The following is an 18058-nucleotide window of genomic DNA, read 5'->3' on the forward strand; positions in this document are numbered from 1 at the left end:
ATTTTCCCTATTTCAAAATAATCTACTCCTACTTTTACACATGTTTCATATACTTTCTTTACAAATTCATCACTAAAATGATAGTTATTTATTAATCCCCCATCTCTTATTGTACAATCAAGTACTTTTACATCTTTTTTCATAATTCTTTTCACCTCCAAAAAAAAATAAAAACTCTGATTCAAAAAATGAACCAGAGTAAAAAAAATCCTGCTCTATAAAATAGAACAGGTTTATAATAACATAATTTATTATTTCGTATTATAATATGGCAAAACCTGATTCATATTGATTATTCAATTTAGAATTTTTTTGCCACCAATATAGAAATCTTATCATTTATCTCACCACTTTTTATATATTTTTATTTTTAATAAGTATATACTTTTATGATGCATTTGTCAATTTTTATTTTCAAATAAAAAAAACACTCAATATGAGTGTTTGAATTTTTTTAAAATTTTATAAAACCTTTTGCTTAAAAAATCTTTTAGATTTTTACGCTTGCTCATAAATTTTACTCTAATTTTAATTTAAAACCTTTTGCTTAAAAAATCTTTTAGATTTTTACGCTTGCTCATAAATTTTACTTCGTAAAATTTATTTATGGTGGTTAGGGAAGGATTCGAACCTTCGAAGGCAGAGCCGGCAGATTTACAGTCTGCTCCCTTTGGCCACTCGGGAACCTAACCACTAAATATTATATGGTGCGTCATACAGGAATCGAACCTGTGACAACACGATTAAAAGTCGTGTGCTCTACCAACTGAGCTAATGACGCAACTTGGAGCGGGAAACGAGGGTCGAACTCGCGACATTCAGCTTGGAAGGCTGACGCTCTACCAACTGAGCTATTCCCGCAAGAGACATTAATCATTATACATAAAAGTAAACTATTTGTCAACTTTTTTTTTACTTTTTTTATCTTTCAATTATTTCATAATCAATATGGTTTTCATCTAAAAAATCTAATAGTTCTTCTGTTGTTTCTAATTCATCAAAATCTAACTCTTCAAACTCTTCAGTCAATAACTCTTTTATTTTTTCCCAATCATCAGGTAATATTACCATTTCGTCATAAAATTCAAAAAGTAATGTCATTTCTTTCACCTCTCTTAATCAAAAATGTATAAAATTCGAGTTATTTTAACCTATTTAAAAAAAAATTTCAAGATTTTTTTGTTTTTTTTCTTTACTAGTCTTCAATAGTTAAATTTTCTAATAAATCTTCATCTATAACTTCTTCATTTTCTGGTGTTTTTACTAAACTTTCTAAGTTTTCTTTTGGAGTTTCAATAACTTCTTTTTTTATTTCATTTTTCTCTTTAAATTCTTTTAAGTTTTTTAAAAGAATTTCAATATCTTCATCTTCTAATAAAGTACTTATATAAATTTTTATTCTAGGTTTTATTGTATTTTTTGCAATACTTGTAGACACTAATATTCCATTTTTATATAAAAATTTGCTTAAAAGTATTGCTTCTTCATTTGTATTAAATACAATTGGTATAATATGTGATGCTGAATGTGCTATATTAAATTCCATTCGCATCAATTCTTCTCTAATTTTTTCACTATATTTTAATACTTTTTCCCGTCTTTCTTCTTCATCTTTTATTATATCTAAAGCGGTTTTTAAACTATTTATAAATATTGGCGTCATAACACTTTTATAAAATATATTTTTATTTAATGAATTTTTCATAAGAAGATTTATATAATCAACTTTACCAGACACATATTCTCCTAAAACACCTAAATTCTTAGAAAAACTTCCAACTATTATATCAACTTCATCTTCTACTTTCTGTTCTAATACTACTCCTCCTAAATCTCCTCCATAAATACCATCTGCATTACTTTCATCTACAATAAATATAAAATCAAACTCTTCTTTTAATTTTACAATTTCTTTTAATTTAGCTTTTTGTCCATCTGTATTAAATATTGTATCTGTTATAACTCCTGCTTTTTTAAACTTATCTCTATTTTTTTTAATCTTATTTTTTAAATCTTCTATATTATTATGCTTATATCTTATTAAATGTGCCCCACTTTTATATATTCCTTGATATAATTCAATAAAATTTTCTGAATCACTAAATATTATATCTTTTTCATCAAATATCGTAGGAATTACTCCTGCATTAATATTATATCCTGAATTATAAAGTATCGTATCTTCTTGTTTTTTTAATTTTGTAATTTCTGTTTTTACTTCTAAATATATATCTATAGCTTTAGAATTTACTGGTACAACTTCTGAATCTATTCCATATAAATCAATAGCTTTTTTTGCAGCATCTTTTAATTTTTCATGACTTTTAAGTCCCAAAAAATTTCCTGATGTAAAATCTAAATATTTAATACCTCTTATTAATATATGTTTATTATCTGTTTTTTCTACCCCTTGTAAATATAAATTTTTCACCTTTCCACCTCTTTATAAATTTATTAATTTATTATTTATAAAATCTTCTATATTTTTTACAACTCCATTTATCAATTTAATTCTACTCTCTATTGACGCCCATGCTATATGAGGAGTAATTAATATATTATCTAACTTTAATAAAGGATTCTCTTTTTTAGGTGGTTCACTGTCCATTACATCTATTGCTGCTCCTGCTATTTTTTTCTCTTTTAGAGCTTTATAAAGTGCTAATTCATCTACTACAGGCCCTCTTGCTATATTTATTAAAAAACTTGTTGATTTCATCATATCAAATTCTTTATATGAAATCAAGTGCTTTGTATCTTTACTAAGAGGACAGTGCAAAGTAATAAAATCAGAGTTTTTAATCAATTCTTTAAATTCCGTTCTAAAATCATCTTCATAATTAACTCCCGGTCTTTTAGCAATTAAAACTTTCATTCCTATATTTTTTGCTAATTCTTCTACTTTTTTACCTATTTCTCCATATCCAATTATTCCCAATGTTTTATCTGTTATATCAAACATTGGGTATTTTAATAGTGTAAAAATCGGTGACTGTGACCACTCTCCTTCTTTTACGCTTTTATCATATTTACATATATTAGTAGCTAATGCTAAAATATAAGTTAATGTTAATTGAGCTACTGAATTTGTAGAATATCCTTTTACATTGCATACTTTTATATTTCTTTTTCTAGCTTCTTCTAAATCTACATTGTTGTATCCTGTAGCTGTAATTGCAATAAGTTTTAGTTTTTTAGCTTGTTTTAATTCTTCTTTTCCAAAATAAATTTTATTTGTTATTATAACTTCCACATCTTTTATTCTGTCAAATAATTCTTCTTTACTTGTTGTTTTATAATACTTAAATTCTCCAAATTTATTAAAAATAGATAAATCTATATCATTGCCTAAACTAATTGCATCTAAAAATACAAGTTTCACTTTTTCCCCCTAATATTTTAAATATATTTTAAAATTTCAAATGAAAATAATAATTTTTATTTTTTACTTTTCATATTATGTACTTAGTATAATTTTTCTAAAATTATTTACAATTTATACTACTTTTTATATATTTTACAATATCTTTCTTTATTTCCTCTGAAATTAAATCTATTTCACATTTTTTTTCTTTTAATGATAATAATTTTATAAATTTTTCATTAATAATATACTCTATACTTTTTACTGTTTTTATAAAATTATATACATCTTTCCAAGTTTTTAATCTAATCCCCTCCCATTTTTTATTCCAATTTTTTATATCATTAGGTTCAAATAATATTTTGTATTTTGCATTACTACTATTTAAATTACTTGAGTGATCATCAATAAAAATAGCTCCTTGCATATTTATCATTGATTTATCAGAAAGAACTTTATACGGAAAACTAATAGTTATAACTTTTACTTCCGGAATCAATCTTTTTAACATTTCAAGTTTTTTAGAATTGTTAATATTTTTACCTACAGTACAAAAATATACTTCTTCAAATTCTTCATTTAATTTTTTTATATATTCTACTGCACCTTCATATGTATTATTACCAGAATATACTTCATCACTTTCAAATAAGTCATTAATCACATTATCTGGCGTTCCTGCTGGAATAGCAGGACTAAAATTCCAATCTTTTACATCTCTCCAATCTGCATTATATCCATATTTTTTATTATATAACTCTACAATAGCTTTTTCAGTATTCCATAATACTCCATCAATATCAATAAAAATTTTCATAATACTCACCAACTTTCCATATTAGTATAATTATCTTGTACTATATTCTTCGAATTTTTTTTAAAAATCCTTTAATTTAAATAAAAAGTCAGAGGAATCCTCTGACTTTTTTTAGAGAGAAAATATTTTTCTATAATTAAGCATAACTATAATCCTAATTCAAACGCTTCATGTACTGCATTTAACGCTTCAAGTCCTAATTTCTTATCAATTAAACATGATATTTTTATTTCTGATGTGCTTATCATCTCTATATTTACTCCTGCTTTATAAAGTATTTCAAATAATTTTGATGCTACTTCTGCAGAACCTGTAATCCCCGTTCCTACAATTGAAAGTTTACATACATCATCTTTAACTATTACTGTATTACCATTTACACTTTGTAAAAATTCATTTGCTATATTTTTTGCATTATTGAGATCATCTGTAGATACTGTAAATGAAATATCATTTTTACCATTATGATCTAAGTTTTGTATTATCATATCTATTCCTATATTATTTTTTGCTAGATGTGAAAATAAATTAAATGCAACTCCCGGATGATCTGGTACATCTACTACTGATATTCTTGCTATATTTTCATCTATTGTTACTCCTCTTACTAGTACTTTCTCCATTTTATTTACCCCCGCTACTTTAGTTCCTTTTCCTTCTTCAAATGTAGATTTTACATACAATACCAAATTATATTTTCTAGCTAACTCTACTGATCTTGGATGCAATACTTTTGCTCCAAGTTTAGCAAGTTCTAACATTTCATCATAACTTATTTCATTCATTAATTTTGCTGTTTTTACTTTTCTTGGATCTGTAGTAAATACTCCTGGTACATCTGTATAAATTTCACACATATCCGCTTTTAATGCACAGGCTAATGCTACTGCACTGGTATCAGAACCACCTCTTCCAAGAGTTGAAATATTACCTTCTTTTGTAATTCCTTGAAATCCTGCTACAATTACTATTTTATTATTATTTAATTCGCAGTTTAATCTTTCTGTGTTTATTTCTTCTATTCTTGCTTTTTTATGTCTACTATCAGTAATTATTCCAGCTTGAGCCCCTGTAAGTGATATAACATTCTCTCCTAAATTTTCTATTGCCATGGCAAGGAGTGCTATTGTTATTTGTTCTCCTGTTGATAATAATACATCCATTTCTCTTTCTGATGGATTCTCTGTTATTTCATGAGCCATATTAACAAGTTGATTAGTTGTTTTTCCCATAGCAGATACAACAATAACCATTTTATTTCCTTGTCTTTTCGTTTTTACTACTTTTTTTGCTATGTTTTTTATTTTTTCTATATCACCTACAGATGTTCCCCCATATTTTTGTACAATAATGCTCATTCTATCACCTCAATTAAAGTTCCTTTATTATTTATTTGTAATTTTTTTATATCCCATTTTTCTTCTAATGTTTCTAAAAACTCTTTCATATCATGAAAAAAATCTGTATTTTTTTTATCGATTATTGAAATAAGAGTAGGTCCAGCTCCACTAATAAATTCTCCATATGCTCCCAATTCTTTTGAAACTTCAAATATTTTATTACAATTTTTAATAAGTTCTTTTCTATAATTTTGATGAATTTTATCATTTATTCCAATTCTTAAATTTTCATACTCTTTATTATTTAAAGAATTTATTAATAATGCTACTCGTGAAATATTAAAAACACAATCTTTTCTATAATATTTTTCAGGTAATACTTTTCTAGCTAATTCTGTACTAAGTTTAAAATCTGGTATCATTACTATAAATTCTAAATCTTTTGGAAAGTTAATTAATGAAGTATATACTTTTTTATCTTCATAAACAGATACAGATAAACCGCCAATAATTGCAGGTATAACATTATCAGGGTGTCCTTCAAATTCCGTTGCTAAAAGTTTTATATCTTCTAATGTTAAAATATCATCAAGAAGATAATTTGCTGCATAAATTCCTGCAACAATAGCTGATGCACTACTTCCTAATCCTCTCGATATAGGTACATCTATACTCCCCATAGTTAACTCAAATCCTATATTATGTTTATTATATTTATTAAGAATTTTTAATATTGTAGTATATGTATAATTTTCTTTGTTATCAATTGATGATACATTAGATTTCCAAACTACTTTTTTTTCATTAGTATCTAATTTTTTTATATAATATTCATTATAAATATCAATTGCTACTCCTAATGTATCAAATCCTGGTCCTATATTAGCGCTAGTTCCTGGAACTTTAATTTTTAGCATATTATCATATCCCTTCACTATGCATTATCAATTAAAAAATATTTTACTGCTTTTAAGTATCCTGTTTCTTTTAATTTTAATAAATTTTCTTCTAATTCATATTCATTTATATCAGATACCTTTAAGGCAATCTCTCCTGATGATAAAAATGATGTAATTTCTACTCTATTACTACTAAATATATCAAAAATTTTCCCAGTAACTTTGTTTATATCATCACTGTCAACTCTAACTAACCAATCACTTTTAAAAGGGTATTTATATGTAAATTCATAATTTTCTTTTGACAAAACAATTTTACTTTCATTTTTATTAATAATAATATCTACAATATCGCCAAATACTGCACTTGCTGTAGGATATTTCCCTGCTCCTTTTCCATAAAAAAGAACTTCTCCTACACTATCCCCTGTTATCATTACTCCATTAAATTCATTATCTATTTTTCCTAGTGTAGAATCAGCTTTCACTACTACTGGTCTTACCGCTATATATAATTTATTATCTACTGCTTTGCTAAATGCTATAAGTTTTATTTTAGAATTTAAATTTTTAGCATTTATTATATCTTGAGCATCAATATTATCTATTCCTTCACAATATATATCTTTCCAATTTATTTTAAAATCTAACCCTAAATCGGTTAATATAGTAATCTTTCTAGCTGCATCATATCCTTTAACATCTGATGTTGGATCCGCTTCAGCAAATCCCATGTCTTGAGCTATTTTTAATACTTTACTATATTCCATATTTTCATTATACATTTTTGATAATATAAAATTTGTTGTTCCATTAATTATAGCTTGAATTGACAAAATATCATTTCCTACTAAACTTTCTTTCAATGGTTTTAATACTGGTATTCCACCACCAACACTGGCTTCATATGCTATTCTTACTCCACTTTCTCTTGCAATTTTTCTTAGTTCTTCCCCGTGCTCTGCAATGAGATCTTTGTTTGAAGTAATCACATGTTTTTTTGATAAAAGAGATTTTTTTACAAAATCATATGCTGGATTTACGCCTCCTAACATTTCAATTACTATATCTGCTTTTCCATTAATTATTTTATCTATACTATCAACAAAAACATTATAGTGTGCTAAATCTTTAAATCTATCTATATTTCTGTCTAATATTTGAATCACTTCAATATCTTCGTTATATTTATTTCTTATTTTTTCTCTATTTTTAATTACTAAATCATATACACCTGAACCTACTGTTCCATAACCAAGTAATGCTATTTTCATATTATATCCCCCTTATTTATTCTACTGATTCTAATTCTACTGATTCTACTGACTCTATATTTTTAAAATGTGATAATATATCTTTTAATTCTATTCTTGAGTTTGATATATCTATTTTTATTTTTACATTTGCTCTATTATTTTTAGGTGGTTCCTGTAAAATTGTAAGTATATTTCCATTAATATTTGCTATTTCTGTAAGAACTTTTGATAATATACCAGCTTTATGATTTAAAATAAATAATAATTCTATGATATTATTACTTATTTTTTTATTAAATAAAAATACTTTATCCGCTATTTTTTCATATTCTTCTTTTGATAATTTTATTTCTTCTAATGCTTTTTCTATATTATTTTCCTTTAACAAAAATTCTTTTACTGCTGATACTTTTTTTATTTTTTCATCTAGAATACTTTTATCCACTACAAGAAATCTTTTTTCCATATTTACTATCCTCCCACTTTTTGTCCGCCCAAGAAAAACTTTTGTCTTTCTCAGATAAACTTTTTTCAAGATTATAACATACCTTTTTAAATTAATCAAACATTTTTTAGTAATTGTCCTTTTTTTTTAATTCATTCTTAACATAAAATATATTTTACTCATATAAAAAAATATGATATTATTAAATTGATTCATTTTAATATATTTCTTAGTATTAAAATTGCGATTTTAAATAATATTTATTCATATGTGATGAAAAATTTATAATTTAACTAGAAGGAGGCTTTATGTTTAAAAAAAATATTTTTATATTTTTATTATTAACTTTTACAACTATTACCTTTGCAACTACTGTACCAAAAGAAGAACTAGTAACTAAAAACAATATTGTTTATGTCAATTTGGATTTTCTTAAAAAATTAGATTTAAATTATAAAAAAGATAATAACAAAGTTATCATTAATAATATTATTTTTTCAAAAAATAATATTTCTTATAATAATGTTAAAGTGAATACATTAATTAATATTATCGAAAGTGATTATATAGATATTAATGCAATAACTACTATATTTAATTTCACTTTCAAAAATAATACATTTTTAAAAAATAATGAAAAAAACTTCCCTATTACCTATAATAATTATACAATAACTAAATCTTTAAAAAAAATAATTTCTCTTTCTCCTGGAGTAACAGAAAAATTATTTAAAATAGGTGCTGGAAATATGATATATGGACGTACTTCTTATTGTAATTATCCAAAAGAAGCTAAAAAAATAGAAGATTTAGGAACTATTTTTTCTCCAAATCTAGAAAGAATAATTGAAATATATCCTGATGCTGTTATATCAGAAAGTCATTTTAATAAAAAAATCTTATCTAAATTAAATGAAGTAGGTATCGAGAGTTTTGCTTATAATTATCCAAAAAATATTAACGAAATATATGAATTTATTGATTATTTAGGAATCTTCACAAATAAAAAATATGAATCTAGAATAGTAAATTATTCTTTGAAAAATAGAGTTTCTTATTATTTAAATAGTTTAAAAAATATAAGATCAAAACCAACTGTATATTATGTAGTTGGTACTGGCGAAGCTGAATATACTGCTGGAAAAAATACTTTTATTGATGATTTAATAAAAATAGCGGGAGCTAAAAATATAGCAGATGATACTGAAGGATGGGTATTTAGTAAAGAGAAATTATTTGAAAGAAACCCTGACATTATTTTTGGTTCTGAATATAATATAAATCTAATGAAAAATTCTGAATTATATAGTCAACTAAAAGCCTTTAAAACTGGAAATTATTTTATTGTTGATGAAAATATAATGAATCTATCAGGTCCAAGATTAATAGAAGAAGGACTACCTCTATTAATAGAACATTTTCATAAACTAAAATAAAAAATCTATAAACTTATAGAATAAATAAAATACTTTAAAAAACTGTTTTTAATTATTTAAATTTAATCATTCAAATCTCAATAACATTATTAATAGGAGTTTTTATGAAAAAAAATATTTTTATAAATAAAAAATCATATCTCTACATTATCATTACTTTAATTATTCTATTTGTTTCAATATTTGTATCTTTAAATTTAGGTAACAGTGATATTTCTATAAAAGAAGTCACTGAAATATTACTAAAAAAAAGTGATGATAAAATAAAAACTCTAATTATTTGGAATATACGTTTACCTAGAATATTATCAGCTATTCTAATAGGTGGTAGTCTTGCTATAAGTGGTGCTGGCCTCCAGTCAATTTTTAGAAATCCTATGGTTGATCCTTATATTATAGGGACCTCAAGTGGTGCTGCAATTGGTGCTACACTAGCATATATTTTAAAATTAGATATGATTTTCATTAAAATATTTGCTTTTATTTTTGCTCTTATATCTTCTTTTTTTATATATTTTCTTAATAATAAAAATAATCAAATAAATACATTAAAACTATTATTATCAGGAATTATCTTAAACTCTTTTTTATCCTCAATAGTATCATTATTAATGATACTCAATAAAGATGAATTAATGAATATTCTATATTGGACTATGGGTAGCTTGAATAGTAGTTCTTTTAAAGATTTAAAAATAATAACTTTTCCTATTATTATTATTAGTTTTTTATTTTTTTTATTGCATAAAGAATTAGATATAATATCTTTTGGTGAAGAAAACGCTAGAAGTGTAGGTGTTAATAGCGAAAAAATCAAAAAATATGTTTTGATTTTTTCTATTATTTTAACATCCATCTCTGTTTCAACAGCTGGAATCATTGGATTTGTAGGATTAATTACTCCACATTTTTTTAGATTATTTTTAGGCAGTAATCACAAATATATACTTCCACTATCATTTTTAGGTGGTGGCGTATTTTTACTTATTTGTGATAATATATCAAGAAGTATTACTAAAAGTATGGATATTCCACTCGGTATTATTACTGGATTATTTGGAGCTCCTTTATTTTTATATTTATTACTAAAATCTAAAAAATAATGAGGTTATATATGTATATAGAAATTAAAAATCTAAATTATAATAATATTCTTAAAAATATTAATTTTTCAATAAAAAAAAGTAGTTTTAATGTAATTTTAGGCCCAAATGGTGCTGGTAAATCTACTTTATTAAAAATATTATCTAATAATATCAAAAATTACTCTGGAAAAATAACCATAAATAATAAAAATGTCAAAAATTATCATAATAAAGAGTTTGCAAAACTTTTATCTATTATTCATCAAAATAATACCCCCTCACTTGAATTTAGTGTATATGATACTGTAATGTTTGGTAGATATATACATCAAAGTCGATTTAATCAAAATATTAAGACAGATAAAGAAATAGTTTTAGAAACTTTAAAAAATCTTGACTTGTTAGAATATAAGGATAAATCCATACTAAAATTAAGTGGTGGTGAACAAAAAAGAGTTTTTATCGCTCAATCTATTGTACAAGAAAGTGATATTTTGCTTCTTGATGAACCTACAGCAAATCTTGATATAAAACATCAAATAAAAATTTTAGAACTTTGTAAAAAATTAAATAAAACTGGCAAAACAATTATTATGGTTTTACATGATATAAATTTAGCAATAAATTATAGCGATAATATTATTTTTATAAAAAATGGAACCATTAAAAACATTACATCTTCTAATAGTATAAATCCTCTAATATTAGATGACATTTACTCTATAAACTTGGAAATTTTTAATAATTCTAATAATAAAAAAATATTTTTTCCAAAAATAAAAAAATAATATATTTCTATTTTATAAAAAATATGCTATAATACCCACCGTTAGATAAGGAAAGTCTTGTGAAAATCAAGCACAGCCCCCGCTACCGTTAAAGTCGGAATGCTTATTAACTTATTAAGAATAATTTCTTAATAATATAACTTCGGTGGGAAGTAATAATAACAATAAATTATACTTCTCTCCCATAATATTAAAAACAAATTAAACTGGGAGGTTTTTTTATGAAAAAAATTTTGTTGAGTTCTTTACTTTTTTTATCATCTTTATCCTTTTCAAATACTGATTTTTTAAATGATTCCATTACATTAGAATTAAAAGATAGTATTATTACAGCAGAAAAATTTGAAACACCAATAAGAGATACTACTAAAAATGTGTATATTATTAACAAAGAAAATATACAAAATAGTGGGGCTACAAATATTGTTGAACTATTAAAAACTATACCAAGTATTTTTATTGGTAGTGGATATACTAATGAAGGTATTATTGACTTTAGAGGACAAGGAGAAACCTCTAAAAGTAATGTATTGATTTTAGTTGATGGAATATCTCAAAACAGCATTGATATGTCTGGACCAGATTTGAGTATTATTGATATAAACAATATTGAAAGAATAGAGGTTATTCCATCTAGTGGCGTTGTTTATGGTGATAAAGCTGTTGGTGGGGTTATTAATATAATAACCTCAAATAATAAAAATAATATAAAATTAGATGTAGGTTCTTATGGATATAGTAATTCTGCTTTAAATACTTCTAATACTTTCGGTATTTTTACTATAAATAATAATTTTTCAAAAACATTTAAAGAGGGATACAGAGAGCATAGTAATTATAACAAAGAAAATTTTGGCACTGATATAATTATAAATATTAATTCAAATAATAAATTAACTTTTACTTATGATTATAATAAATCTTTTTATAATTATGCTGGTTCATTAACAAAAGCTCAAGTTGAAAATAATAGAACAGATTCTATATCAGGAAAAGGTAGTACTTTTAATAGAAAAAATAATTATTCATTAAATTATAATTATGAAAGTAATAAATTAAAATTAGAAAATAAAGTTAGTAGCTATAATAAGTATAGTGAAGGTTGGTCTAAAATAAATACAGCCTACTTCAGTAATAATTTAAAGATAAAATATAGCTTTAGTAATTTTAATATTATAAATGGAATAGATTTTAGTGAAGCAAGTTCAAAAACAAATTCTACTAATAAAATAGAAAAAAATCAAATTGGAATGTTTTCTTTAATTAATTATTCTATTTTAGATAATTTAATAATTAATGGTGGATATAGAAATGAAACTACAAAATTAGATTATTTTACAGGTAAAGAAAAAAAATATAATCAAAATCTATTTTCAGCTGGTATAAATTATCTTTACTCTGATACTGGTAATGTTTATCTATCTTTTGAACAAAATTATAGAACTCCAACTACAGATGAGTATCAATATGCAATCTATAATTGGGCTACTTATGAAATAACTGGTTATGGATACAAAGAAAATTTAAATCCTCAAAAATCGACTACAACAGAAATTGGACATAAAGAATTTTTTGCCAATACATATATAAACACAACTATATTTAATACTATTACAACTAATGAAATTTTTTATAATCCTTCTACATTTAGTAACGAAAATATTGATGGTACTACTTTAAGAAATGGTATAGAATTTTCTACAAAAACTAATATAAAAAATATAATTTTATCTCAAAGTTATACATATTTAATTGCTAAAATAAATGATGGTCAATATAAAAATAAATTGATTCCATGGGTTCCAAAAAATAGATATAATGCTTCTATTAATTTTAAATTAAATAAATTAAACTTCGAATTAGATTATAATTTTGTAGGTAAAATGTACTCTATATCAGATTGGAATAATCAATATGGAAAAATTAATTCTTATTCTGTAGTTAACTTTACATCAAATTATAAATTTAATAATATTAATACTTATTTCGGTATTAAAAATCTAACAAATACTAAATATTATGATTATGTTACTTATGGTTCTAGTTATTATCCTGCAGAAGAAAAAAGTTATTACATTGGTATAAATTACGAATTTTAATTACTTGGCAGACTAAATTTAGTCTGCCTATTTTATCACTATGTTTTGAAAGGTGTTTTTATGAAAAAATATATTCTTTTTTCTATAATTTTTCATTTTTTGTTATTCTATTTTATAAATGACTGGTTTCTTATTAATAAACCTATTATAAACATTAATAATATTTCTGTTGGAATTATAGAAATTATAGAACCTAAAAAACAAGATAAATCAATTAACATTCCTAAAAATAATATTATTACAAAACACAAAGTAAATTTTTTTAAAAAAAATTTTAAATTGGAAAATAACGAAAAAAAAGCTATTATTAAAGAAAGTTTAAATTCTAAAAATAATATAAAAAAAGAAAAATTAACTCTCCTCAAACAAGATTTAGAATTAAAAAACCTAAAAAAAAATTTGAATAATGAAAAAAAAGATGAAAATAATAAAAAATCTATTAAGTCAAAAAGAGAATTTGAAAGTAATAAATTTAATAAACAAAAAATTTTAGAGAATAATAAAAATCAAATTTCTCAAATAAAAAAAGAAAAGAAAATGCCATTATTTCAAAATCAAAATTTAGCAAATAATAATATATCTAAAAACACCTCTAATAAAATAGAAAATATCATGAATACTCTTTCTAATAAAAATATTGATTTTGAAAAACATAAAAATAATATAAAATTTAATAATAAAAATATGAATGATACTAAAAAAAATTTGAATATTAATAATTCGTCTGGCAATAAAAAACAAATAGAAACTATAGAATACAATAAAAATATTAATTTTAAAATAATAAAATATGAAAATCCAAAATATCCTAAACCAGCTCAAATTTTAAAATTAAAAAAAGATGTTATTGTAAAAGCTACTTTTATTATAAATGAATTTGGAGATGTAGAAAATATAGAATTAAAATCTGATTATAAAAATTATAAAAAATTAGGATTTTATGAAGAAGTAGAAAAAGTTATTAAAAATTATAAGTTCTCGCCAATATTTTATAATAATAAAATTGTAAAAGTAAAATTTATAAAAAATTATAAATTTATTTCTCCATATAAAAAGTGAGTACTCTTAAATGAGTACTCACTTTTTTATTATTAAATTATTTTAAAAGTTCTCTTGTTGCAGCTAAAGCTTTATCATAATCCGGATGATTTGTTACTTCAGATACATACTCTACATATCTAACTATATTATCAGCATCTACTAAAACTATACCTCTTGATAATAATCTATGCTCTTTTATAGCAAAACCATATTTTGTACCAAAATCTAAATCTCTATGATCTGATAATGTTACCGCTTTATCAATTCCTTTATTTGCACAGAATCTGTCAAGTGCAAAAGGTAAATCAACTGAAATAGTAATAACATTTACTCCTTTCAAATTTCCAGCTTCTTGATTAAATCTAGTAGTTTGAAGTTCGCAAACTCCTGTATCTATTGATGGCACTACTGATATTAATTTTACTCCTTCTAATTCAGATAATCTAAGCTCACTTAAATCATTTTTTAAAGCTACAAAATCAGGTGCTTTATCCCCTATATTTATTTTATTTCCAAGTAGTGTTACTACTGCTCCTCCAAAAGTCACTTCATTTTTTCTTTCTGTCATATTTATTGCCTCCCCTATCATTTCGTTTTAACTTTGTAATCATTACAAATTTATTATAACTTTTTTTACCTAGATTGTCAATATTAATATTCAAATATTTTCTTTAATTCTGTTCCTTTAATCAAATCCTCTATTTTCATATATGTCATTCTACCCTCTTCATCATAATCATATACATATCGAAGATCCGCTAAAAGTTCATCTTTATTATTATATTTTTTTATAGATATTGCATCTCCAAATTCATTGTATTTATAACAAATATAATATTTTAAATTATTTTCTTTATCATAATATCTTACTTTTTTAGGTTTCCCCCTCATTATTAAATCACCCCTTTAATTTTATTTTTTTAATATTTTATCTATTTTTGTTCTAGTTTCTTTTACGATTACTTCTATATCTAAATTTTTTGGTGAAATTTTTTCTAAAAATTCCAATTCTATTTTTGTTGGTCTCGGAATTTTTTTACCTCTAGGCATAGATTTATATGCACCTCTTATTACAAACGGCTGTATATCTACTCCCAATTCTTTACTTAAAATTGCAAATGCTTTTTTAAATTCGCCTAAATTTCCATCAACCGTTCTTGTTCCTTCTGGAAAAATTACTAAATTTTTCCCTTTTTTTAATATTTCTGCACTCTCTTGAAGGGTCTCTTTTAAATTTTTATTTATATCTACTATTACTATATTTGATCTATTTGCTATACTTTTCATAACTCTATTATCAAAATGTTTTATTTTTGCTAAAAAATATGTATTTTTTAATATTTTATTAGGAAGTGCTGATAATATGGCAAAGCTATCTACAAAACTTTGATGATTTCCTACAAATATAACAGTTTTTTTTGATAATCGTTCTATTCCTTTTTTAGTAAATCTAAAATATAATTTTAATATAGGCGACGTCAAATATTTAAAAAATAATAATAAAATATGAGTTTTAGGTAATTCTATGTTTTTTCCCTTATTTAAAATCTCTTTCCAATTAATATCCGTATCAATTACATTTGTATTTGATTTTTCTTTTAAATATTTAGCCATTTCTTCTACTATCATATGTTCTGTAAAATCTTTATCTGATATATCAACTCCATAAGCTGTTGATATAAATGCCTTTAATTCTACCATATCAAGTGAATCAAGTGCTAAATCAAGCTCTAAATGAGAAGTTGGCTTTATAATTTTAGTTGATAATGTAGATATAAAATCTTTTAGCACCTTGTATTCTCTATAACTTGGTTCTTCTATTATATTTTTCTCTGTTTCATTTTCATGTAATAACTCTTTTAATTTAAATCTTCTTAATTTCCCAAGTTTTGTTTTTGGTAATTCTGTTTGTGTTATTTTAAAATCTAAAATTTTCTTATATGGTAATGCTTTTATATTATATTTTTCAATAATACTATTTTTTATAGTTTCAGAAATATTACTTATCTCTTTTTCTTTTATAAAGTTAAAGTTAGGATAAATTATAGCATTTAAATGATTATTATTATCAATTACTCCTATCTCTTCTATTAATCCTTTTGAAAATCTCAATATTTCTTGTTCTACAGAAACTGGATCTATATTTTTACCATTAGATAATACTATCATTTCTTTTTTTCTACCTGTTATTTTAATATAATTGTCTTCATCTATTTCTCCTAAATCTCCTGTTTTAAGCCATCCATCTTCTGTAAATATTTCTCTTGTTTCTTTTTCTTTTTTATAATAACCTTTCATTACATTTCTACCTTTTACAAGTATTTCACCTTCATCTGATATTTTTACTTCTACCCCGTCAAGAGGACTTCCAACTTTACCATTTTTTATATTATTTGGTTTAGTAAAAGAAATTATTGGAGCTGTTTCTGTCATCCCATATCCTTCAACCATTTTAAATCCAAAAGTGGAAAAAGCTTTTGAAATCTCTAAATCTAATTTTGCTCCTCCTGAAATTAAAAATTTAATATTTCCTCCAAATCCATCGTGAATTTTTTTGAATAATTTTTTTCTTATTTTTTCACTATTTATTTTTTTAGCTAAATTAAATACAAAAGTACTTATTTTACTAGCTTCAATTTTTGCCATAATTCCTCTATAAAAAACTTCATATAATCTAGGTACTCCGATAAACATTGTTACTTTATTTTTAATTAATGCTTCTTTTATTTTATCCGAAGATAATTCTTGTAAAAATACTATTGTTGCTCCAAAATATAAAGGCATTATAGCTGTACCTAATAAAGGTAAAATATGATGAAGAGGAAGTAGTGAAATAAATACATCACTTTTTTCATACATTTTATATTTATCTAATGATTCTATCTGCGCTATTATGTTATCTTGAGTTAACATTACACCTTTAGGATCGCCTGTAGTTCCTGAAGTATATAAAATCAAGCAAACTTTTTCAGGTTCTAATAAATAAATTTCTTCTAATTCCTCTTCTTTATAAGATTTTAATTCTATTTCTTCATAATTTATTATTTTTATCTTTAAATTATTTTCTTCAATAACTTTTTTTACTAAATTTTGTGTTTTATTTGATACAAAAATAAATTTTGGTTCTGAATCTTTTAATACATATAATAATTCATCATAATTATTTGCTGCATCAATAGGATTACATATTCCTTTTTTTTGCCATATGCCTAAAAATGCGTATACATATTCTGGCCTATTTTCAGAAAATATAGCTACTTTTTCTCCCTCTTCAATGTGTAAATATTCTGTATAATTTTTTACATTTGATAAAAGTTTTAAATACGATATTTTTTCATCTCCAAAAATAATTGCAGTTTTATCAAATTTTTTTATAAATTTCATAACCGACTCCTTACATAATAAAATATAATACTCTATTTACATTATACTATAATTTATTTTTTTAAGTAAATATTTTTTATAAAAATAAAATAAAAAAAGTTATA

16 protein-coding genes, 3 tRNA genes and 1 riboswitch are annotated in these 18058 nt (G+C 23.4%); of the genes, 5 read left to right on the forward strand and 14 right to left on the reverse strand.

Translation table 11 applies throughout. The features are described from left to right. Window positions 1-607: 607 nt before the first annotated feature. The 11 genes from EV215_RS00010 to EV215_RS00060 all read right to left on the reverse strand — a co-directional run bounded on the left by EV215_RS00010 (window position 608) and on the right by EV215_RS00060 (window position 8142). Window positions 608-692: transfer RNA gene (locus EV215_RS00010), tRNA-Tyr, on the reverse strand. A gap of 13 nt (window positions 693-705) precedes the next feature. After that, window positions 706-781 (reverse strand) — tRNA-Lys (locus EV215_RS00015). Between the two features lie 4 nt (window positions 782-785). Continuing rightward, window positions 786-861: transfer RNA gene (locus EV215_RS00020), tRNA-Gly, on the reverse strand. A gap of 60 nt (window positions 862-921) precedes the next feature. After that, a complete protein-coding gene (locus EV215_RS00025; RefSeq protein ID WP_134111750.1) occupies window positions 922-1101 on the reverse strand; it encodes a hypothetical protein in 180 nt (59 codons plus the stop codon). Window positions 1102-1195: 94 nt separating this feature from the next. After that, the gene (locus EV215_RS00030) at window positions 1196-2431 is read right to left on the reverse strand and encodes an aminotransferase class I/II-fold pyridoxal phosphate-dependent enzyme (RefSeq protein ID WP_134111751.1); all 1236 of its coding nucleotides are present in this window, start codon (window positions 2429-2431) and stop codon (window positions 1196-1198) included. Window positions 2432-2443: 12 nt separating this feature from the next. After that, the gene (locus EV215_RS00035; protein ID WP_134111752.1) at window positions 2444-3382 is read right to left on the reverse strand and encodes a D-2-hydroxyacid dehydrogenase; all 939 of its coding nucleotides are present in this window, start codon (window positions 3380-3382) and stop codon (window positions 2444-2446) included. A 103-nt stretch (window positions 3383-3485) separates the two neighbouring features. Next, a complete protein-coding gene (locus EV215_RS00040) occupies window positions 3486-4181 on the reverse strand; it encodes a 5' nucleotidase, NT5C type (RefSeq protein ID WP_134111753.1) in 696 nt (231 codons plus the stop codon). Window positions 4182-4327: 146 nt separating this feature from the next. Next, window positions 4328-5539: an aspartate kinase gene (locus tag EV215_RS00045; RefSeq protein ID WP_134111754.1), complete on the reverse strand. Its 1212-nt coding sequence runs from the start codon at window positions 5537-5539 to the stop codon at window positions 4328-4330. Continuing rightward, on the reverse strand, window positions 5536-6438 hold the full coding sequence (thrB, locus tag EV215_RS00050) for a homoserine kinase (protein WP_134111755.1): 903 nt from the start codon (window positions 6436-6438) through the stop codon (window positions 5536-5538). The genes EV215_RS00045 and thrB overlap by 4 nt, the downstream gene beginning before the upstream one ends. Before the next feature lie 17 nt (window positions 6439-6455). Continuing rightward, window positions 6456-7694 (reverse strand): homoserine dehydrogenase, encoded by a 1239-nt coding sequence (locus EV215_RS00055; RefSeq protein WP_134111756.1) that lies wholly within the window; start codon window positions 7692-7694, stop codon window positions 6456-6458. A 16-nt stretch (window positions 7695-7710) separates the two neighbouring features. After that, a complete protein-coding gene (locus EV215_RS00060; protein ID WP_134111757.1) occupies window positions 7711-8142 on the reverse strand; it encodes a hypothetical protein in 432 nt (143 codons plus the stop codon). A 287-nt stretch (window positions 8143-8429) separates the two neighbouring features. Between EV215_RS00060 and EV215_RS00065 the strand changes: the two genes are divergently transcribed. The 5 genes from EV215_RS00065 to EV215_RS00085 all read left to right on the forward strand — a co-directional run bounded on the left by EV215_RS00065 (window position 8430) and on the right by EV215_RS00085 (window position 14588). Beyond that, a complete protein-coding gene (locus tag EV215_RS00065; RefSeq protein WP_134111758.1) occupies window positions 8430-9557 on the forward strand; it encodes an ABC transporter substrate-binding protein in 1128 nt (375 codons plus the stop codon). Between the two features lie 104 nt (window positions 9558-9661). Beyond that, complete coding sequence (locus EV215_RS00070; RefSeq protein WP_134111759.1) at window positions 9662-10660, forward strand: FecCD family ABC transporter permease; 999 nt, start codon at window positions 9662-9664, stop codon at window positions 10658-10660. Window positions 10661-10671: 11 nt separating this feature from the next. Next, window positions 10672-11430 (forward strand): ABC transporter ATP-binding protein, encoded by a 759-nt coding sequence (locus tag EV215_RS00075; RefSeq protein WP_166667283.1) that lies wholly within the window; start codon window positions 10672-10674, stop codon window positions 11428-11430. Window positions 11431-11468: 38 nt separating this feature from the next. After that, window positions 11469-11543, forward strand: a riboswitch (adenosylcobalamin-variant (AdoCbl-variant) riboswitch). Window positions 11544-11651: 108 nt separating this feature from the next. Further along, window positions 11652-13529: a TonB-dependent receptor gene (locus tag EV215_RS00080; RefSeq protein WP_134111761.1), complete on the forward strand. Its 1878-nt coding sequence runs from the start codon at window positions 11652-11654 to the stop codon at window positions 13527-13529. Window positions 13530-13589: 60 nt separating this feature from the next. Next, on the forward strand, window positions 13590-14588 hold the full coding sequence (locus tag EV215_RS00085) for an energy transducer TonB (protein ID WP_134111762.1): 999 nt from the start codon (window positions 13590-13592) through the stop codon (window positions 14586-14588). Window positions 14589-14625: 37 nt separating this feature from the next. Here the strand turns inward: EV215_RS00085 and tpx are convergent, their stop codons facing one another. The 3 genes from tpx to EV215_RS00100 form a co-directional block, all read right to left on the reverse strand. Next, the gene (tpx, locus tag EV215_RS00090) at window positions 14626-15138 is read right to left on the reverse strand and encodes a thiol peroxidase (protein ID WP_134111763.1); all 513 of its coding nucleotides are present in this window, start codon (window positions 15136-15138) and stop codon (window positions 14626-14628) included. A gap of 83 nt (window positions 15139-15221) precedes the next feature. Then, on the reverse strand, window positions 15222-15461 hold the full coding sequence (locus EV215_RS00095; protein WP_134111764.1) for a hypothetical protein: 240 nt from the start codon (window positions 15459-15461) through the stop codon (window positions 15222-15224). 21 nt (window positions 15462-15482) lie between these two features. Beyond that, entirely contained in the window at window positions 15483-17954 is a 2472-nt protein-coding gene (locus EV215_RS00100) for an AMP-binding protein (RefSeq protein ID WP_134111765.1), read from the reverse strand. Between the last annotated feature and the right edge of the window lie 104 nt (window positions 17955-18058).

It is taken from the genome of Hypnocyclicus thermotrophus (assembly GCF_004365575.1).
Classification (GTDB): domain Bacteria; phylum Fusobacteriota; class Fusobacteriia; order Fusobacteriales; family Fusobacteriaceae; genus Hypnocyclicus; species Hypnocyclicus thermotrophus.